Consider the following 20735-nt stretch of genomic DNA (forward strand, 5'->3'; position numbering starts at 1 on the left):
CACAATTCGACAAAAAATGTCGAAAAAAATACTGATATTAAAGAATGATATCAGACCTTTATATGTGAGATAGTTTTCATGTATATCTAGTAAAAAAGAATGGTTATAAAGGTAAGTTTTACGATACATACTAACCAATGTAGTGTATCCCTTTGTGAAGGCTTATTTTTGCCTTAAAGTTATGTGGAGATAAAAAGCTAGATAGGGTTGGTTTTGGTCAGAATGAAGACAATATGTACTTTGAAAATAGTCATTTATTTTGTCTAAAGAGAGTTGTGCGATTAGTGGACCGAAGTTGAAAGATGATAGTTTCTTACATTGTTAGAGGAATATAAGAATTACAGAATATTCGACTAACACGTTACTACGGTCATTTTTGAGACTGTTTAAACAATAAGAAAGAAGGTGTTTTACTCCTTAGTTACAATATCTTTTTAGTAAAGATAAGCTTAAGTAACCTCCGCTAAAGATTATATACTTAAATGATAAAGAGTTCAACAGTAGTTCACATATTTTCCCAAAAATAAAAACGGCTGTTTTATGTGGAATAAATCTACAAAACAGCCGTTTTTGGTATTAGATTTCTGTTAAAATTATTGGTTCGCCGCGCGTTACGACAACGGTATGTTCACATTGTGCAACAAGACTTTTATCAGGTGTAACGAATGTCCAGCCGTCGTCACCACGTTCAATAATATGATCAGCTTTCATAGAGATGAACGGTTCTACAGCGATAACAAGACCGTCTTTTAGAAGCGCATTATCCATTGGATCATAGTAACTTAAAATGTGATTTGGTGCTTCATGTAAGCTAAGACCAATGCCGTGACCAGTTAAGTTTTGAATAACATTGTATCCACTTTTATGTGCAAAGTTTGAAACAGCACGACCAATTTGATTTTGTTTTGAGCCAGCTCTAACCTTTTTCATTGCTGCCCAAAATGCATCAACCGCTGCTTGGCAAAGCTTTTCTTTTGCTTCGTCTTCTCCAAGAACAAATGAGATACCTGTATCTGCATAATAGCCATCAAGTGCAGCAGATACATCGACGTTTACTAAGTCGCCTTCTTTTAATACGCGATCTCCTGGAATACCATGAGCAACTTCCTCATTTACACTAATGCAAGTTACACCTGGGAAATCATATTCTTTTTCAGGTGCAGAAATAGCACCATGCTCATCTAATACTTTTTTACCGATCAAATCAAGCTCTTTCGTTGTCATACCTGGCTTCGCTTCTTTTTTCATTTCTTCACGTGCAAGCGCAACGATGCGGCCGATTTTTCGTAAGCCTTCTAAATCTTGTTCATTACGAATAATCATGAAAACCACTGTCCTTCCTCGAATATATATCTTAACCGATTGTATCATGTTTATTTTCGTCCTGCTACTCGCTTGCGGTATGCAGCTTGATTCCTCTCATAAAGAATACATGACAATTGTCATATCGATGTCATGACGCATCATACTGTTTCCTAAGTTTTCCAAGTAATACAATGTAAATATAAGAAACAGCGGGGGTGGAGAGATGGAAAAGATTATTGAAGTAAATGGTGTTTCTAAAACATTTAAACATAAAAACGCAGTAAATAATGTTTCATTTCATGTAAATAAAGGGGAAATAGTAGCGTTACTTGGTCCGAATGGTGCGGGGAAAACAACGACGATGTCGATGATGCTTGGATTAAAGGACCCGACAGAAGGTAAGGTCTTTATATTTGGAAAGAGTCCAAAGCATAGAGATGTTCGTAATAGCCTCGGTGCGATGCTGCAAGAAGTAAGTGTCATTGATAGTATTACGGTGGAAGAGGCAATCGAGTTATTCCGTAGTTATTATACGAATCCTATAGCGAAAGAAACGTTACTGCAGTTATCAAATTTAGAATCAGAGCGAAAGCAAAGATGTGAGAAGTTATCAGGTGGGCAAAAAAGAAGGTTGAATTTTGCGCTTGCACTTGCGGGAAATCCAGATTTGTTATTTTTAGATGAGCCGACAGTCGGAATGGATATTACGTCTCGAAGAATGTTTTGGGAAACGATTCGAAAGTTAGCAAGTGAAGGGAAAACAATTATTTTAACGACGCATTATTTAGAAGAAGCAGATGCTTTAGCAAATCGTATCTTATTATTTGCGAACGGAAAGATTATCGCAGATGGTACACCAGACGAAATGAAAGCGACGATTTCGCGAAAAACAATCACATTTTACTCGAAGGAAAGCATTCCTACAAAATTACTAAAGGAATTACCAAATGTAACAGAAGTTAAGTCAAACGAAGGACGCTTCATTTTAACAACAGAGGATACGGATGCAACTTTAAAAGCCATTTATCAAAGGAGTTTACCTGTAACAGATGTTTCAGTTGAACGTGGAAGTCTTGATGAAGCATTTGAACAATTCGTTGCAAATCAGAAGGAGGAAATCGCATGAGAGCGTTATGGATGCAGTGCAAAATAGAAATTTTACGTACATTCCGCAATAAATTATTTATCTTTTTCTCATTATTAATGCCTGTTATGTTTTACTACATTTTTACAAATGTTGTTCAAGTACCACAAAACGGAGATGCGTGGAAAGCACACTATTTAATTTCGATGGCAACTTTCAGTATTGTAGGGACTGCACTCTTTAGTTTCGGTGTGAGACTTTCTCAGGAAAGAGGACAAGGATGGACACATCTTTTGAAAATCACACCACTTCCAGAGGGTGCGTATATAACTGCTAAAATTATTGCACAAACAGTAGTAAATGCTTTTTCAATATTAGTTATCTTTATTGCAGGGATACTAATTAATCATGTTGAGTTAACGGTAGGGCAATGGATTGGTGCGGGATTATGGTTATTGTTAGGGGTAACACCATTTTTAGCATTAGGAACAGTAATAGGTTCCATTAAGAAGGCGGACGCAGCTGCTGGCTTAGCAAATATTTTAAATATGAGTTTAGCTATAGTTGGTGGGTTATGGATGCCGATTGAAGTATTCCCCAAAATATTAAGAACGATTGGTGAATGGACACCGACATACCATTTCGGAAGTGGTGCGTGGGATATTGTAGCTGGAAAATCAATTGGATGGGAAAATATCGCGGTATTAGGAGGTTATTTCCTTATATTTGTTGTAGTATCAATATATATAAGAAAAAGACAGGAAGCGGTATAAATGATAGAGAAGAAGAGGATTGAGATTTTTCCGAAACATATGGGATTCTTCCCGTATATGTGGTTTGTTTATCTATTATTTCCAATTTATCACTTAGCGCAGGCATCAGGATGGAAGCTTGTAATAGGAAGCGGTATGTTGATAATTTTTATCGTCACATACCGTCAGCTTTATTTTGTTCAGAGGACGTTTGTTTTTTGGGCGTGTATTCAAATGGTACTCATCTTTTTATTTGCTTTATTTTATAATCCTTTTATGATATTTTTTGGCTTTTTCACAGCAAGTGCGATGGGATTTGCGCCAAATAAGAAAGTATTTCGAGTGCTGTTATGTTCGTTAGTTATCATGCTTGGAGCATTTTTATTTGTAAATATGAATCAACTAACAACTACAAGTTTAGTAAATATCGTTCCAATGTTTATTTTAATGCTTCTTACGCCATTTGGTATGCGCAATTTTAATCAGAAAAAGATGTTAAGAAATCAATTGGATCAGGCGAACGAGCAAATTAAAGACTTAGTAAAACGTGAAGAACGGCAGCGGATTGCAAGAGATCTTCATGACACATTAGGGCATACGTTATCTCTTATTACTTTGAAAAGCCAGCTTGTAGAGAAGTTAATTGTGAAAAATCCAGAGCGTGCAAGTGCGGAAGCGAAGGAAATTACACAAACGTCTCGTACAGCCTTAAAACAGCTGAGAGAATTAATTTCTGATATGCGTATGATTACGGTAGAAGAAGAGCTAGAGCAAATAAAAGCGATCTTACAAGCAGCTAATATTGAATTAGAAGTGAGGCAAGAAGCTAGCTCGAGTTCGTTATCACCAATTGAACAAAATATTGTCGGGATGTGTTTACGTGAGGCTGTTACGAATGTTGTAAAACATAGCAAGGCAACGCGGTGCACAGTTTCTGTATTAGAATCGCAAGGTGAGCTGATTTTGAAAGTAAAAGATAACGGAATCGGTTTAACAGATCAAAATCATGATGGAAATGGTATCCGCGGCATGAAAGAACGAATTGCTCTTATTGATGGATTTGTTGAACTAGGTACAATCAATCCAGGGACGTTGTTAACAGTAAAAGTTCCAGTTGTAATTAGAACAGGAAAAGATGAGGTGAGGGCATGATTCGAATTATTATTGCAGAAGATCAACGGATGCTTCGTGGTGCATTAGGGGCCCTACTTGATCTAGAAGATGATATCGAAGTAATTGGGCAAGCGGCAAACGGGGAAGAGGCGCTAAAATTAATTGAATCGTTAAAACCGGATATAAGTATTATGGATATTGAAATGCCGATTCAAAGTGGATTAGATGTTGCTGAAGCGTTAAAAAAAGAAAAATCATTATGTAAAGTAATGATTTTAACAACATTTGCACGGCCGGGATATTTTGAAAGAGCAATGAAAGCTGGTGTGCACGGCTATTTGTTAAAGGATAGCCCAAGTGAAGATTTAGCAGCAGCAATTCGTAATGTAATGAAGGGGAAACGAGAGGTCTCCCAAGATTTAATGTTCGGCCTATGGCAGGAGCAAAATCCGTTGTCAGATCGCGAAAAGGAAGTATTGTTGCTTGCGAAAGAAGGAAAGACGGCAAACGAAATTGCGAAGGCACTTTATCTTTCACCGGGTACAGTACGTAATTATATTTCTGAAGTATTAACGAAGCTCGATGCGAAAAATAGAATTGAGGCAATTACAATTGCGGAAGAAAAGGGTTGGATATAAAAAGAAGGTTACCTATGAGAGGTGACCTTCTTTTTATACTTATTTTACTTCTATTACTTGATTTACTTTTTGTAATGACTTGTAACCATGTGCTTCAAATGCCTTTGCAAATTCATTTGATACGGCAGTGCCATATAGATCTTTTGCAGCTTGTACGATGTGAGATTGAAGTGATTCAAAGTCTTCAGCGGAAGTTGCGTAATTTTGCAATGCACGCATAACAACTTTACTTACTTTTTCATTACCTTGTTTTTGAACAGCAACACCGTTATATGTTTTACCTTCAGCTAATTGATATAATACGTGACTAATAATACCAGAATTCACGTGTGATTCTTGATTATTACCATCGTTATAGAAATCTTGTAAATTTGTATATAGTTTATGGCCGCCGTCACCAATTTCCCTTGGGATATCACGAATTGTTAGGCCGCCTAATGTATCGCCCATAATCCAGTTTCCCTTATCTTTCTTTACGTAATATTCGATTTGTGTACCCCAGAAATCCGCTAATCCCTCGTTTAGTGCAGATGTTTCAGCGCTTGGATATCTCACGACTTTATTTTTCGTCGTGCCACTGAATACAGCATGTCCAAATTCATGAGCTGTTACATCAAGAGCTGATGTTAGTTTTCCGTCTAAACCATCACCAAATACCATTTGGTTCCAAGCAGGATGCCAAAACGCATTTACATAGTCTTCTTTTACACCATCACTAACTTCAGTAGAATCAAAACCGTGTACACTAGCAACAACTTTTGAATCTTTATTGTCGTAACTTTTTAGATTATGTTCTTTCTTAAAGTAATCATAAATATCACTCATGTTCTTCATAGCGCCCGCGGCTTCTTTATCTGCAAAATTAGGAGTGCTACTTGAAATTAGTGTCCCTGGATAACCAGCTTGACTATATCCCCCGAGGGAATCGGCGTAGTTTGCATTATAAATATAAATACCATTTCCGCGTGATAAATCGGCTAAATAAAATTTTCCATCAGTTCCTTTGGCAATATTGAAAGAGATGTTTTCTTGAAGTGCATTTTTCCCAGTTCCTTGCTCACTTGCAGGGGATAATCTAGGTGATGTTACTTGATTTATAGTCTTATTCTCTTTGTTTTTAATGAATTTTTCTTGGAAAAGTACTTCGCCAGTTTTTAGATCAACGATAGCATTGCCGTTTATAATCTGTTCATTGTTTTCATAAGTAAATGTAATAACAGTTGCGAATGTATAATAGCCATCTTTTTTCTTATAAACAACGGTTTCGCTAGAGAATTCCGTCTCAGCTGCATCACTTGGAATTTGAACTATATCGCGTAATTTAGATTTTACTTCATTTTTCGACAAAAAATTTGTTATAGTAAGATTAGGTTGTTGATTTAAATTTTGAACAACTTTACCACTAACAGTTGTGATCACTCCATTTTTATCTACTTTTACAATGAGATCTTGGCCATATACTTTATAGTTTTTATATGTTTGTGCAAGGCGAACTTCGGTTTGATTTTCTTTGGTTTCTTTATTTGTAGGTTGGAAATCTACATTTTTTTCAGTAGTGACTTGTTCTTGTTGAGCTTTAGCCCCGTTTACCTCACCTTTTAAATACTTTTTAGCAATATTTTCTTTCGTATCATTTTGAGGTTGTGTTAATTTCCCGATTGTTAAACCAGGCTGAGCGATTTCAACTTTGACTGCACTTTTGTCTAATTCTTGAGCATGAATAGCTTCTGTTGATAAAGGGCAAAGAAGACCGAACGTAACGAAAGCACTAGCAAATTTTCTATAATTCATCTATAACACTCCTAATCTATTATTGTATGTGAGATGAATTGTATGAAAAATTTGCCGAATTATATATATATTATGCATTATTTCATATCAAAAATTGTCGAATTCACATTATTGTAGTGGTATGACAACTTAAAAAACTAGATTGTTATAATGGGATGGTGAGTAAGTATGCACGCAGAAAAATTAGGAAGTGAAATTAAGAAAATTAGGGTGATGAGAGGATTAACACAAAAACAGTTATCCGAGAACATATGTCATCAATCGGAAGTAAGTCGAATTGAATCGGGCGCGGTATACCCAAGTATGGATATATTGCAAGGTATTGCAGCAAAATTACAAGTTCCCATCATTCATTTTTATGAGGTACTCATTTATTCTGATATTGAGAGGAATAAGCAGTTAAAAGATCAAATTATTCTACTTTGTAAGCAAAAAAAATATAAAGAAATTTATAATAGAGTATGCAATGAATTGAAAAAGGAAGAATATCATCCCGAGCTTCAGCAATTTCTTCAATGGCAATATTATGTAGCTGCTTACGTATTGAAAAAAATCGATTACGAATATTGCATTTTAGAATTAAAGAAATTGCTCAATCAACAACTGGTAGGAATAGATGTATATCAGAACCTTTATATTGAAAATGCAATTGCAAACATTTATGCTGAAAACGGCTATTTGAAGCAGGGTATTGATTTGTTTGAAAATATATTAAAACAATTAGAGGCATTGCATGATAATAAAGAGTTTGATGTGAAGGTGAGACATAATCATGCAAAAGCATTATACATAGACAATCAATACGAAGAAGCGCTTTGTCACGCAAATAAAGCTATTGAACTATCTTGTCAAATTAATAGTATGACATTAATTGGACAGTTATACTTTCGAAAAGGTGAATGCCTAGCAAAACTTGGGTGTGATAGAGCAGAAATTGAAGATGCTTACGAAAAAGCATGCTTCTTTTTTGATATATTAGGAAACCATGAATTAAAAGAATCACTTATAAAAAAAATGAAGAAATAAAAAAGACATAAAGAACAAATATGCATAATTGCATAAAGTCTGGATAATTTTTCATGATATATTTAAAGAAAAAAATGCGGGTGATGGAATATGAAAAAACTACTTATTGGTAGTTTACTAACGTTAGCGATGGCATGGGGTATTTCATTAGGAGATACAGCATTAGAGAAAAACCAAATAATTTCTCATAATAATCAAGAGGTACAATTAGCTAATGAAGTACCTTTTGAGTTCTAAAAAACAACCGTCTTACTTAGACGGTTGTTTTTTTATGGAGTAACATCCAAACGTCTTTACTAGAGACAGGTTTGCTAATAAAGAATCCTTGAATGTGATCACAATTTTGTCTATGTAAAAATTCCCATTCTTCTTCCGTTTCTACACCTTCTGCAATCACTTCTAAATTTAGTTCTTTTGATAGTGTAATAATGGAAGAGACAATTGCTTCTTCTAAAGGGCTAGTTGTAATTCCACAAATAAACTCTCGAGCGATTTTTAATGTGTTGATTGGATATTTTGTTAAATAAGCTAAAGAACTATAACCAGTTCCAAAGTCGTCGATTGAAATTTGAATACCGAGATTTTGAAGTTGTTCTAGTTTTGCAACTACAGATTGATTTTGATTAATTGCGATGCTTTCCGTAATTTCAATATCTAGTGCTTCTGGTTTCAGTTCTGTTTCTTCCAACACCTTTGAAATAGTTGGGATTAAATCTGCATGGTTAAATTGAACAACAGATAAATTCACACCAACTTTTAAGTGAGAAAAACCTTGATTATGCCATCTTTTTGCCTCTAAACAGGCAGTACGTAAAATCCAATTGCCAAGTTCAATAATAAAACCGGTTTCCTCTGCTAGAGGGATAAATTGGGCAGGAGATACGATACCAAGTTTTGGATGCTTCCAACGTATTAATGCTTCAAAACCGATAATTTGTTTTGTTTTTGTGCTTACTTGTGGCTGATATTCAAGGAAAAATTCATTTTGTTGTAATGCTTTTGAAAGTTCACCTTCTAAGAATTGAATTTCATTTTGAGCAATACTCATTTCTTTTGAGAAGAAAACAAATCTGTTTTTTCCATTTGCCTTCGCACGGTACATAGCCATATCAGCATTTTTCATTAACTCATTTACATCAGTTCCATAATCAGGGTACATCGCAATTCCGATACTTGGTGTAATAGAGAGTTCTTCGCCTTGAATGAAGAATGGTTTGTTTAAAATAGTCAAAATCTGTTCAGCTATAAAAATTGCACTTTTTTCTGAGTACATTTCTGGTAATAGAATTGTAAACTCATCTCCACCTTGGCGAGCGACGACATCTTTTGAACGCAAGCAACCGCGTAATCTTTTTGCTACTTCAATTAATAATAAATCTCCGACGTCATGACCAAGTCTATCGTTAATTTTTTTAAATCGATCTAAATCAAGGAATATGACGGCGACATCATTTGCGTTAGTTTGGGCTGTATTTAAAATGGCTTTTAAATCTTTTTCGAACTTTCGGCGATTTGGTAATCCAGTAAGTGCATCGTGAAAGGCTAAATGTTCTACTTGTTTTTGTTTTTCATATAAAGTGGTAATATCACGCGCTATCCCAAACATTCCGACCACTTCTTTGTTTATAAAAGTAGGGATAAGTGTAATATGGAGATAATAATAATAGCCTTCTTGTTCTTTTGTACGAACTTCTAACGTTTGTGGCCTACCTTCCTTTGTAATTTGTAAAGCCTTCTTTAGTAGTTCGTGGTCTTTTGGATCAATGAAGTGTACCAGAGAATAGCTTGCCACTTCGCAATAATAGGCAGTAAATAAGCTTTCGCATGCCTTATTAGATTGTTGAAAAATGCCATTCATATTTAAAGAGAAAACGGCATCGGGATGGTCCTCGAATAAAGATTTATAACGTTGTTCACTTTTTGATAATGCAAATGCACCTTCTTCAACTTCATCCTCTAGTTGTGTAGTCAACTGTTCATATGTATGGATTAGTGCTTGATTATCTTTCCACATGTAAAGTTGCCGCAAGAATAACAAAATAAGTGATAATACGAGACCGATTAACATGAACTTATCATCCCAAGGTTGAATGATAATAAAAGAAAAAGTAATAATTATACTAAAATAAGGTAGTATAAAACGTACATAATCGAATCGATAATATTTTGCTTTCGTTTCATGCTGCATTGGTTTATCTAAAATATATAGTATGGAAGAAAGTCCAATTAATAAAATAGAAGCAGTGTGTATTAAATAATTAATTTCAGCAGAAGTTTTCATCCCAAAATTCAATTGAAATAGATGAATATAACCGTATACGAGTATAATAGTGAAACCAATAATTAATGCGATTCTACTAGAAGAATATTGTTCTCTTCTATATAGGCTAATAACGGCGTAAATTACTAATGATTGTGCAATGAAATACCCAATTAAAATCCAAGTATCCTTTGTTAACATGCGGAAACTTGAAAGATCTAAGATAAAAGTTAAGGTGAAATAAATGTTCATAATAATAATAAAGATGCTATCGAATGAAAATTGCGAAAGCCCCTTAATAGAGTAATTCTTTATAAACTTTATAGCAAATCCAACAAAGAGCAAAATATATTGTATGATAAAAAAAGGCAATGCTTTATATGAAAATATAGATTGATCATGTATGGAAAGTGAACTAAGAAATAGGGTTATCTCCATAACTAATCCACATAGGCAAGTACATAGTAATAAAATCCAAAATAGTTTATCACTGCGTTTCATTTTCTTAATAGCTTTATATAAACAGTGGCAAGAAAAAAGTGCAGCGAAACAGAATAAGAAAAGAATCCCAATTTCCTTTATATGCGACTCATTTGGAATAAAGAGTATCCAAAGAGCAAATATAGATATGTATATTATGACAAATTGTACATACTTTTTTTGACTAATCATATTATGACTCCGTTTCAATAAAGTTGAATCTCGGGGGAATGCTAATTTAAATAATAGCATATAAAATAGGATGTTTTTTACTATAAAAATTACTTTTTTGAAAAAATGGTGCAAAGTTACAATTTACCACTGTAACTTTGCACCACTTATTCTTTTAATTCCTCTTATAGCAGAAAGTTCATCTATTAATTGGAATAGTGCTAAGTCTTTTTGTTTACTTTCAATCATAATATCGAAATTATGATTGTTTTTTTTTGCAACGTGTAAGAAGGGCTTGATAAACTCTAAATCGATATATTCAGCATGAGCCCTAAATTCTTTTTCCGATCTCGGAGAGGAAATGTGAACTTTAGGAGAGATATTTGTATGTGACCAAGTTTCAAAAATTGCAGGAAGCAACTCTTCTAGTGGTTCCTCGCAAAGATTGGCCATATGATGATGATAATCAAATACAAATGGGATATTTTCTTTTTGGCAAATTGATAAAGTTTCAGAAGTTGTATATGTTTTATCATCGTTTTCAAGAGTCATTTGTTTTTTTATATGTGCAGGAAGTTTTTTTATGTTTTCATGGAAGCGCTCGATTGTCTTTTCTTTATTTCCATAGGCTCCACCTACATGAATATTAATGTAAGAGGAATCTGCAATGCCTATAGCATCTAATACTTTATAATGATAAGTCATATCCGTAATAGCGTTAGTAGTAATATGTGGCTTGTCGCTTGTAAATAGCGTAAATTGATTTGGATGAAAACTTATTCGTAAATTGTGTTCTTTAATTAAAGCTCCTATTTTACGCCAAAGTGGTGTGAATACCCCAATATAGTCAAACTCGACTTCGGGATGTGTTGCAAGTGGGACGATTGAAGACGATAGGCGATATAGTGGGATTTCATGCGCTATATTGTAATGTAGGATACGTATTGTGTGCTCTAAATTTTGCTTTATAATATGGTACAGTTTGTCTTCTCGCTCTTGCTTGCTGAGTTTCTTAAAGCTTGTAAACGTCATTGTTTTGGCAGGAGAACAGTCCCAGAGTGCCATTGCATGTGAGACATATCCAAACCGCATAATCATATAAGATACACCTCTTTTATTCATTGTCTTTCCTATAAAAAGAAAGCAAGCATTGTTCCAATCCATTCCTTTCCTCTATCGATAAGAGAAGTTGGGTTTACATCGCTATAGGAAAGTATGGATGCATTCTTTAGGTCTTCATGGAATTTATTTTTTACTGTTTGAACGAAATGTTTACTATATAACAGGCAGTTTATTTCATGGTTAATATATAAACTTCTCATATCAAAGTTTGCTGTTCCGATATCACAAATATCATCATCCACTATAATAATTTTGGCGTGAAAAAAACCTTGTTGAAATGCATAAATATTGCAACCAGCCTGTATTAATTTTCGGCAGTACGGGAATTTTGCTTCTCGAACGAGAGGGTGATCAGCTTTTTCTGGAACAAGAATTGTGATTTGAACCCCTCTTTCTCTTGCTTTTAATAAGGCATTCATAATTTTTTTTCCAGGAATGAAATATGGTGTACCGATACAGATTTCTTTTTTTGCTCCGTTAATTAAATGTAAAAAAGTATGCTGTAAATAAGCACCATCAGTCGGAATAAATTGATGCAGTATGGTACCTGGGTTTTGTTTTGGAAAATAAAGAGAAGCATCCAATAAATTCTGTTTCGTATCATCAAACCAGTCATGCAAAAATTGCTTTTGTAAATCTTGAACCCCTTCTCCTGTAAGACGTAAATGATAGTCTCGCCATAATCCTAAATATTCATTATGCCCCAGATACTCTTCGCCGATATTAAATCCCCCGATATAGCCAGTTTTCCCATCAATCACTGTAATTTTTCTATGGTTTCTTTGATTAGCAGAAAAGAAAGGCAGAGGAAATTTTACCTTATGACAAAATGAAAAAGATACACCGTGTTTTCGCAGGGAGCGAATAGCTTCGTTTGATAAATAATGGCTGCCAAATCGATCAAGTAAAAGTCGTACTTCAATTCCTTCCTGAGCCTTATCAATCAACAACTTTAAAAATTCGCGACTGATTTTATCATTTTTTACAATGAAGAATAAAATATGAATATGGTGCTGTGCTTGTTTTATATCAGTAAATAAAGCGTCATATAAATCTTTCCCGTATGTATAAAGGTGAAAATCACTTTGACGTAAAGGGAAAGTGCGAGAGCTTACCCGTTTTAAATGAAGAAATCTCCCGTATGAAAGATCAATTATAATCCAAAGAGCAACGGATATTAACAAAAGAGATAAGTAGAGCATCAGTGAATTCCCTCCTTCGCATTCTTTTCACCTTCAGTGTGTTACAAATGATACGGGTAGCACGGCTGTTATTATAAATTTCATCAGATGATAGTATGTTGCACTGATTAAAGTTTCACTTTATCCCGCTTTAACGGGCAGTAAGCCTCTCACCTCAAAAACTGGTGGATAAGTAGAAGTTAGTTTGGAAATCAACTGCCCGTAAAAGCCCTACTGATTAAAGTTTCACTTTATAGTTTCACCGAAATAAACAGCTTTATGAAAAAATGTGTTGTTCTATAACAAAAAACTGTTGACTGAATGCTCACTCATTATATAATGGGGATAGGGGATATAATTCAGAAAATTATATATTTTTGAAGATTCAAAAAAAGAAAGAGGGCTTACAAAGAGAGGGGTAGCATAAAAATGAATAGCTTACTGATCATTAATTGGCTGGCTGCCATTGCTGTTATTGCTTATGCAGGATATTTGTTTGTATATCTTATACGGACGAGAATGGCCTACATACAATTAGGAAAAAAAATTGAATTTGACCGTCGTTTTAAAGAGCGTTGGGATCTCCTTAAGGTCAATGTTTTCGGTCAGAAAAAGCTGCTGAAAGATAAGAAAAGCGGCATCATTCACGTTATGTTCTTTTACGGATTTATTCTTGTCCAATTTGGAGCAATTGACTTCGTTTGGAAAGGACTCGCACCAGGATCACATCTTCCACTTGGACCACTATACCCTGCATTTACATTCTTCCAGGAAATTGTCACACTTGTTATTTTAATTGCAGTATTTTGGGCTTTTCATAGACGTTATGTAGAAAAGCTTGTTCGTTTAAAACGTAACTTCAAATCAGGTCTTGTTCTTATCTTTATCGGTGGCTTAATGATTTCTGTGCTACTTGGTAACGGTATGGGACTTATATGGCATGGCGAGGAGCTTTCATGGAGTGAACCAATCGCTTCTGCAATCGCTTACGTTTTTAGCGGGATAAATGAAACCGTAGCCATTTCAGTGTTCTATTTTTCTTGGTGGGTGCATTTACTAATTTTGTTAACGTTTTTAGTCTATGTTCCACAATCAAAACATGCGCATTTAATTGCGGGACCAGCTAATGTATTCTTCGGTCGTCTTTCAAACCCAGGGAAGCTTGAAAAGATTGATTTTGAAGATGAAACGCAAGAAACATTTGGTGTTGGTAAAATTGAAGACTTTAGACAAAATCAACTTATTGACTTATACGCTTGTGTAGAGTGTGGTCGTTGTACAAATATGTGTCCGGCAACAGGAACAGGAAAAATGTTATCGCCGATGGACTTAATTTTAAAACTTCGTGATCATTTAACTGATAAAGGAGCTGCGGTAACATCAAAAGCACCGTGGGTTCCAGTAGTTGCCTTTAATAATACACAAGGAAATCAGTTAGCGATGATGGCAGCTGGAAAAGGACAACAAGAATCAGCGGCTACAACTCTCGCTTACGATCCGAGTTTAATCGGAGATGTTATTACAGAAGAAGAGATTTGGGCATGTACAACGTGTCGTAACTGTGAAGATCAATGTCCAGTTATGAATGAGCATGTTGACAAAATTATTGATTTACGTCGATATCTCGTTTTAACAGAAGGAAAAATGGACGCGGAAGCACAACGCGCGATGACAAATATCGAGCGTCAAGGGAATCCGTGGGGTCTGAACCGTAAAGAGCGTGAAACATGGCGCCAAGGTGATGACGAAGTAACAGTTCCAACTGTAAAAGAAAAATCAAAAGCTGGGGAGGAATTCGAGTATTTATTCTGGGTTGGTTCAATGGGATCATACGACAATCGTAGTCAGAAGATTGCGATATCGTTTGCGAAGTTAATGAACGAAGCAGGCATTTCATTCGCAATTCTCGGTAATAAAGAAAAGAATTCTGGAGATACACCACGCCGCCTTGGAAATGAATTTGTATTCCAAGAGATGGCGACAAAGAATATCGAAGAATTTGAAAAGGCAGGAGTGAAGAAAATCGTTACGATTGATCCTCATGCTTATAACACATTTAAAAATGAGTATCCGGACTTTGGCTTGCAAGCAGAAGTCTATCATCATACAGAATTGTTAGCTCAGTGGGTGAAAGAAGGGCGCTTAAAGCCTGTTCACGCTATTGAAGAAACAGTTACGTACCATGATTCCTGTTATTTAGGAAGATACAACGAAGTGTACGAAGCGCCACGTGACATTTTGAAAGCGATTCCTGGAGTGAATCTTGTAGAAATGGCACGTAACCGTGAAACTGGAATGTGCTGTGGCGCAGGTGGTGGCTTAATGTGGATGGAAGAAACAACAGGTTCTCGTATTAACGTTGCTCGTACAGAACAAGCATTAGCTGTACAGCCATCCATTATCGGTACAGGTTGTCCATATTGCTTAACGATGATCAGTGATGGAACGAAAGCGAAAGAGGTAGAAGAGAAAGTTCAAACTCTTGATGTGACAGAGATTTTAGAACGATCTGTTATCGGACAGAAAAAAGAAGCGATGTAGTTTATAAGAATGTATACAACTTTAGAAAGAGGTGCAATGATTGCACCTCTTCTCAACGTAGGGATACCGAGCGAGCGCTCAGTGTTAAAAAAAGAAATGGGGGAAAGAAACATGAGTAAAACAGTTATTTTAAGTGCTGCAAGAACACCAGTTGGAAAATTTGGAGGATCTTTAAAAGATGTAAAAGCGACGGAACTTGGAGGAATTGCAATTAAAGCAGCGCTTGAAAGAGCAAATGTTGCGGCTAGTGATGTTGAAGAAGTTATATTTGGAACGGTTATTCAGGGGGGACAGGGGCAAATTCCATCGCGTCAAGCTGCAAGGGCTGCTGGAATCCCTTGGGAAGTGCAGACGGAAACAGTGAATAAAGTTTGTGCATCAGGACTTCGTGCGGTTACGTTAGCGGATCAAATTATTCGTACTGGCGATCAATCACTGGTTGTAGCTGGCGGTATGGAGTCGATGAGTAACAGTCCTTACATTTTACGCGGAGCAAGATGGGGATACAGAATGGGCAACAACGAAGTTATTGATTTAAACGTTGCTGACGGTTTAACATGCGCATTTTCAGGTACACACATGGGTGTTTATGGCGGAGAAGTTGCGAAGGAAGATGGAATTTCTCGCGAAGCACAAGATGAATGGGCATATCGTAGCCATCAGCGTGCGGTTTCAGCGCATAAAGAAGGACGTTTTGAAGAGGAGATCGTGCCAGTAACGATCCCGCAAAGAAAAGGCGATCCTATTGTCGTTGCAAAGGATGAGGCGCCACGTGAAGATACAACGATTGAAAAGTTAGCAAAGTTAAAACCTGTATTTGATAAGGAAGCGGCGGTGACAGCTGGTAATGCGCCAGGACTAAACGATGGTGGTGCCGCACTTGTGTTAATGAGCGAAGACAGAGCGAAGCAAGAAGGAAGAAAGCCATTAGCGACAATTTTGGCGCATACAGCAATTGCAGTGGAATCTAAAGATTTCCCAAGAACGCCAGGTTATGCAATTAACGCATTGCTTGAAAAAACAGGCAAGACAATTGAAGACATCGATTTATTCGAGATTAATGAAGCATTTGCAGCGGTAGCAATTGCAAGTACAGAAATCGCAGGAATTGATCCAGAAAAATTGAATGTAAATGGCGGCGCGGTAGCGATGGGCCATCCAATTGGAGCAAGCGGAGCGCGCATTATCGTTACGCTAATCCATGCACTTAAGCAGCGCGGCGGCGGAATTGGAATTGCATCGATTTGTAGCGGTGGCGGTCAAGGGGACGCAGTGATGATTGAAGTTCACTAATTAAAGTTCGAGGGTATAAAATTTATTAACAATTAAGGGGGAAGAAAAAATGGGTGTACAAAACATTGTTGTAATTGGTGCAGGGCAAATGGGATCAGGAATTGCACAAGTATGTGCAATGGCAGGATATGACGTGAAGGTACAAGATTTAAAACAAGAGCAATTAGATAGAGGATTGGCTATCATTACGAAAAACTTAGCGCGCCAAGTAGAAAAAGGACGCATGAAGGAAGAAGAGAAGGAAGCGACATTAAATCGTCTTACAGTAACGCTTGATTTAGATTGTGTGAAAGAAGCGGATCTTATTATTGAAGCAGCTGTTGAGAAAATGGATATTAAAAAGAAAATCTTTGCGAATCTAGATGAAATTGCTCCAGAACACGCAATTTTAGCGACAAATACGTCATCTCTGCCAATTACAGAAATTGCAGCGGTAACGAAGCGTCCGGAAAAAGTAATCGGCATGCACTTTATGAATCCAGTTCCAGTTATGAAGCTTGTTGAGATTATTCGTGGTTTGGCTACAGATGATGCAGTATATGAAGCAATTGAAGATATTACGAAAAAAATTGGGAAAGTGCCAGTTGAAGTAAATGATTTCCCAGGTTTTGTATCAAACCGCATTTTGCTACCGATGATTAACGAAGCAATTTATACGTTATACGAAGGTGTAGCGACGAAAGAAGCAATTGATGAGGTCATGAAGCTTGGTATGAACCATCCGATGGGGCCTTTGACACTCGCTGATTTTATCGGTTTAGATACGTGTTTATACATTATGGAAGTGTTGCATGAAGGATTAGGAGATAGTAAATATCGCCCATGTCCGTTATTACGTAAGTATGTAAATGCAGGATGGTTAGGGCGTAAAACAGGTCGTGGATTCTACGTTTACGAATAAATGCCCCTTTTGTTACAAAATAGTGGTCTTACCAAATTATTTAAAGGATATATAGCAAATGGAGGCGGAATATATGAACTTTCGTTTTAATGAAGAGCAGCAAATGATGAGGAAAATGGTTCGGGATTTTGCACAGAAGGAAATTGCTCCCTTTGTTCCTAGTATGGAACAAGGGGTGTTCCCGAAAGAGATTTTGCAAAAGATGGGTGAGCTTGGATTAATGGGTATTCCAGCGCCTGCAAAATACGGCGGGGCAGAAATGGATTTTATTTCTTATATTCTAGCCATTGAGGAAATCTCAAAGGTAAGTGCAACAGTTGGTGTAATTTTAGCTGTACATACGTCAGTTGGAATGAATCCGATTTTATATTTCGGAACAGAAGAACAGAAGAAAAAATATGTTTCTAAACTTGCAACCGGGGAATATTTAGGCGCATTTGCTTTAACAGAGCCAAATGCAGGATCAGATGCAGGGAGTTTGAAATCAAGAGCTGTCAAAAAAGGCGATCATTATATTATTAATGGATCGAAAGTGTTTATTACAAATGGTGGTGAAGCAAGTACATACATTGTATTCGCTTCTACAAATCCAGAGGCAGGGAAAAGTGGTATTTCTGCATTTATAGTAGAGAAAGATACACCTGGTTTAATCATCGGAAAAGATGAACATAAGATGGGGCTCCTCGGTTCTCGTACAGTACAACTTACTTTTGAAGATATGAAAGTGCCAGCGGAGAATTTACTTGGGGAAGAAGGACAAGGATTCAAGGTGGCAATGGCGAATTTAGATGTTGGGCGAATTGGAATCGGTGCACAGGCGTTAGGAATTGCTGAAGCGGCGCTTGCATGTGCGATTGATTATGCAAAAGAACGAGAACAATTTGGGAAACCAATTGCGGCGCAGCAAGGGATTGGCTTCAAGCTTGCAGATATGGCAACAAGTGTCGAAGCAGCAAGGTTACTCGTATATAGAGCGGCGTCTCTTAGGGCACAAGGATTACCATGCGGTAAAGAAGCATCTATTGCGAAATTATTTGCTTCTAAGACAGCGGTTGAAGTCGCGATTGAGGCGGTGCAAGTATTTGGTGGTTACGGTTATACGAAAGAATATCCAGTAGAACGATTTTTCCGTGATGCGAAGATCACGCAAATATATGAAGGAACAAGTGAAATACAGAAACTTGTTATTAGCCGTGCTTTATAAAAGGGCGAGGGGGAGACGGAGATGCATTTTAAACTATCAGAAGAACATGAAATGATAAGAAAAATGGTTCGAGATTTTGCTAAAAATGAAGTAGCACCAACAGCAGCTGAGCGTGATGAGGAAGAGCGATTTGATCGAGAGTTATTTGATCAAATGGCAGAGCTTGGTTTAACCGGTATTCCATGGCCTGAAGAGTACGGTGGAATTGGAAGCGATTACTTAGCGTATGTAATTGCGATTGAAGAATTATCTCGAGTTTGTGCTTCAACAGGTGTAACACTATCTGCGCATACTTCACTTGCGGGATGGCCAATTTTTAAATTTGGGACAGAAGAACAAAAGCAAAAGTTTTTACGACCGATGGCTGAAGGGAAGAAAATTGGTGCATACGGCTTAACGGAGCCAGGATCTGGATCGGATGCTGGTGGAATGAAGACAATCGCAAAAAGAGATGGCGACCATTATATTTTAAATGGATCAAAAATTTTCATTACAAATGGCGGTATTGCTGATATTTATGTTGTTTTTGCGCTAACTGATCCTGAATCGAAGCAGCGCGGTACGAGTGCATTTATTGTAGAAAGTGATACACCGGGATTTTCAGTTGGGAAGAAGGAGAGCAAGCTAGGGATTCGCTCTTCACCAACGACTGAAATTATGTTTGAAGATTGCCGTATTCCGGTAGAGAATCTACTTGGAGAAGAGGGGCAAGGATTTAAAGTTGCGATGCAAACATTAGATGGAGGTCGTAACGGTATTGCGGCGCAAGCTGTTGGTATTGCACAAGGGGCTTTAGATGCTTCTGTAGAATATGCAAGGGAGCGCCATCAATTTGGAAAACCAATTGCGGCGCAGCAAGGGATTGGCTTTAAACTTGCGGATATGGCAACAGATGTAGAAGCGGCACGCCTTTTAACATATCAAGCGGCTTGGCTTGAATCAGAAGGGCTTCCGTATGGAAAAGAATCAGCGATGTCAAAAGTATTTGCAGGGGATACAGCGATGAAGGTGACGACTGAAGCGGTGCAAGTATTTGGTGGTTACGGTTATACGAAAGATTATCCAGTAGAGCGTTATATGCGAGATGCAAAGATTACACAAATATACGAAGGAACACAAGAGATTCAGAGGCTTGTAATTTCTCGTATGTTAACGAAGTAGGGACGAAAGCGTAGGTATTTTCCTACGCTTTTTCCTTCCAAAAAATAATAGAGAGAGGTGAAGGGAATGGTTAAACATAATGTACATGCATCGGTGAAAGATGAAAAATTAGTTGCGTTAAGACGTGAACAAATGATTAAAGGTGCGGTGCAACTGTTTAAACAAAAAGGATTTCCGCGTACAACAACGAGAGAAATTGCAAAAGCGGCTGGATTTAGTATAGGGACACTTTATGAGTACATTCGTACAAAAGATGATGTGTTGTATTTAGTTTGTGATAGTATATATGAACATGTAAAAGAACGATTAGAGGAAGTAGTGTGTACAGAAAAAGGGAGTATAGAAAGTTTAAAGATAGCAATAACGAATTACTTTAAAGTGATGGACGAATTGCAGGAAGAAGTATTGATAATGTATCAAGAGGTACGCTTTTTACCAAAAGAATCACTTCCGTATGTATTAGAAAAGGAGTTTCAAATGGTAGGAATGTTCGAGAATATTTTAGAACAGTGTACGGAAAATGGAACATTTACATTAAATAAAAAAGAAATACAGCTTCTTGCCCATAATATTTTTATACAAGGACAGATGTGGGGATTTAGACGCTGGGCGCTGCAAAAACTGTATACGCTCGAAGAATATACAGAAATGCAAATTAGGTATGTATTGCAAGGGGCCCATATGCTTCCGAAATAAGGGACAGACAAATTAT

The 20735-nt window shown here is 36.7% G+C and carries 17 protein-coding genes; 12 read left to right on the plus strand and 5 right to left on the minus strand.

Features of this window, described 5'->3' with window-relative positions:
• Nucleotides 1-576 precede the first annotated feature (576 nt).
• Nucleotides 577-1371 (minus strand): type I methionyl aminopeptidase, encoded by a 795-nt coding sequence (gene map / locus MRP26_RS12580; RefSeq protein ID WP_100910518.1) that lies wholly within the window; start codon nucleotides 1369-1371, stop codon nucleotides 577-579.
• 157 nt (nucleotides 1372-1528) lie between these two features.
• Between map and MRP26_RS12585 the strand changes: the two genes are divergently transcribed.
• Genes MRP26_RS12585 through MRP26_RS12600 form a run of 4 tightly spaced genes read left to right on the plus strand, consistent with a single transcriptional unit; the run spans nucleotide 1529 to nucleotide 4892 of the window.
• Entirely contained in the window at nucleotides 1529-2431 is a 903-nt protein-coding gene (locus tag MRP26_RS12585; protein ID WP_242806177.1) for an ABC transporter ATP-binding protein, read from the plus strand.
• Nucleotides 2428-3162, plus strand: coding sequence for an ABC transporter permease (locus tag MRP26_RS12590; protein ID WP_001202428.1), 735 nt, complete (start codon nucleotides 2428-2430; stop codon nucleotides 3160-3162). Before MRP26_RS12585 ends, MRP26_RS12590 begins: the two co-directional genes overlap by 4 nt.
• On the plus strand, nucleotides 3163-4293 hold the full coding sequence (locus tag MRP26_RS12595; RefSeq protein ID WP_063549175.1) for a sensor histidine kinase: 1131 nt from the start codon (nucleotides 3163-3165) through the stop codon (nucleotides 4291-4293).
• Entirely contained in the window at nucleotides 4290-4892 is a 603-nt protein-coding gene (locus MRP26_RS12600; protein ID WP_053563301.1) for a response regulator transcription factor, read from the plus strand. Before MRP26_RS12595 ends, MRP26_RS12600 begins: the two co-directional genes overlap by 4 nt.
• A gap of 39 nt (nucleotides 4893-4931) precedes the next feature.
• On the opposite strand, the gene MRP26_RS12605 is transcribed toward MRP26_RS12600, so the two are convergent.
• Nucleotides 4932-6683 (minus strand): M4 family metallopeptidase, encoded by a 1752-nt coding sequence (locus tag MRP26_RS12605; RefSeq protein WP_197242324.1) that lies wholly within the window; start codon nucleotides 6681-6683, stop codon nucleotides 4932-4934.
• Between the two features lie 168 nt (nucleotides 6684-6851).
• Here MRP26_RS12605 and MRP26_RS12610 point away from each other — a divergent pair, with 168 nt between their 5' ends.
• Complete coding sequence (locus MRP26_RS12610) at nucleotides 6852-7709, plus strand: helix-turn-helix domain-containing protein (RefSeq protein ID WP_075719300.1); 858 nt, start codon at nucleotides 6852-6854, stop codon at nucleotides 7707-7709.
• 90 nt (nucleotides 7710-7799) lie between these two features.
• On the plus strand, nucleotides 7800-7946 hold the full coding sequence (locus MRP26_RS12615; RefSeq protein ID WP_000734727.1) for a quorum-sensing peptide PapR: 147 nt from the start codon (nucleotides 7800-7802) through the stop codon (nucleotides 7944-7946).
• Between the two features lie 16 nt (nucleotides 7947-7962).
• Here the strand turns inward: MRP26_RS12615 and MRP26_RS12620 are convergent, their stop codons facing one another.
• From MRP26_RS12620 to cls, 3 genes are all read right to left on the minus strand, one after another.
• Nucleotides 7963-10641: a DUF4084 domain-containing protein gene (locus tag MRP26_RS12620; RefSeq protein WP_098678831.1), complete on the minus strand. Its 2679-nt coding sequence runs from the start codon at nucleotides 10639-10641 to the stop codon at nucleotides 7963-7965.
• Between the two features lie 123 nt (nucleotides 10642-10764).
• On the minus strand, nucleotides 10765-11718 hold the full coding sequence (gene uvsE / locus MRP26_RS12625; RefSeq protein WP_242806178.1) for a UV DNA damage repair endonuclease UvsE: 954 nt from the start codon (nucleotides 11716-11718) through the stop codon (nucleotides 10765-10767).
• A gap of 32 nt (nucleotides 11719-11750) precedes the next feature.
• Entirely contained in the window at nucleotides 11751-12944 is a 1194-nt protein-coding gene (cls, locus tag MRP26_RS12630) for a cardiolipin synthase (RefSeq protein WP_144465593.1), read from the minus strand.
• A gap of 408 nt (nucleotides 12945-13352) precedes the next feature.
• On the opposite strand from cls, the gene MRP26_RS12635 reads away from it, so the two are divergent.
• The 6 genes from MRP26_RS12635 to MRP26_RS12660 all read left to right on the plus strand — a co-directional run bounded on the left by MRP26_RS12635 (nucleotide 13353) and on the right by MRP26_RS12660 (nucleotide 20719).
• Nucleotides 13353-15464, plus strand: coding sequence for a (Fe-S)-binding protein (locus MRP26_RS12635; protein ID WP_001086772.1), 2112 nt, complete (start codon nucleotides 13353-13355; stop codon nucleotides 15462-15464).
• 9 nt (nucleotides 15465-15473) lie between these two features.
• Nucleotides 15474-16757, plus strand: a complete 1284-nt coding sequence (locus tag MRP26_RS12640) for an acetyl-CoA C-acetyltransferase (RefSeq protein WP_242806179.1) — start codon at nucleotides 15474-15476, stop codon at nucleotides 16755-16757.
• Nucleotides 16758-16806: 49 nt separating this feature from the next.
• On the plus strand, nucleotides 16807-17658 hold the full coding sequence (locus MRP26_RS12645; RefSeq protein ID WP_000538874.1) for a 3-hydroxybutyryl-CoA dehydrogenase: 852 nt from the start codon (nucleotides 16807-16809) through the stop codon (nucleotides 17656-17658).
• Between the two features lie 73 nt (nucleotides 17659-17731).
• Complete coding sequence (locus MRP26_RS12650) at nucleotides 17732-18862, plus strand: acyl-CoA dehydrogenase (RefSeq protein ID WP_001011175.1); 1131 nt, start codon at nucleotides 17732-17734, stop codon at nucleotides 18860-18862.
• A 21-nt stretch (nucleotides 18863-18883) separates the two neighbouring features.
• Complete coding sequence (gene acdA / locus MRP26_RS12655; RefSeq protein WP_000545543.1) at nucleotides 18884-20023, plus strand: acyl-CoA dehydrogenase AcdA; 1140 nt, start codon at nucleotides 18884-18886, stop codon at nucleotides 20021-20023.
• Between the two features lie 66 nt (nucleotides 20024-20089).
• On the plus strand, nucleotides 20090-20719 hold the full coding sequence (locus MRP26_RS12660; protein WP_000238599.1) for a TetR/AcrR family transcriptional regulator: 630 nt from the start codon (nucleotides 20090-20092) through the stop codon (nucleotides 20717-20719).
• Nucleotides 20720-20735: the final 16 nt, after the last annotated feature.

Origin of the sequence: Bacillus sp. CCB-MMP212 (assembly GCF_022748145.1) — a bacterium.
GTDB lineage: Bacteria > Bacillota > Bacilli > Bacillales > Bacillaceae_G > Bacillus_A > Bacillus_A cereus.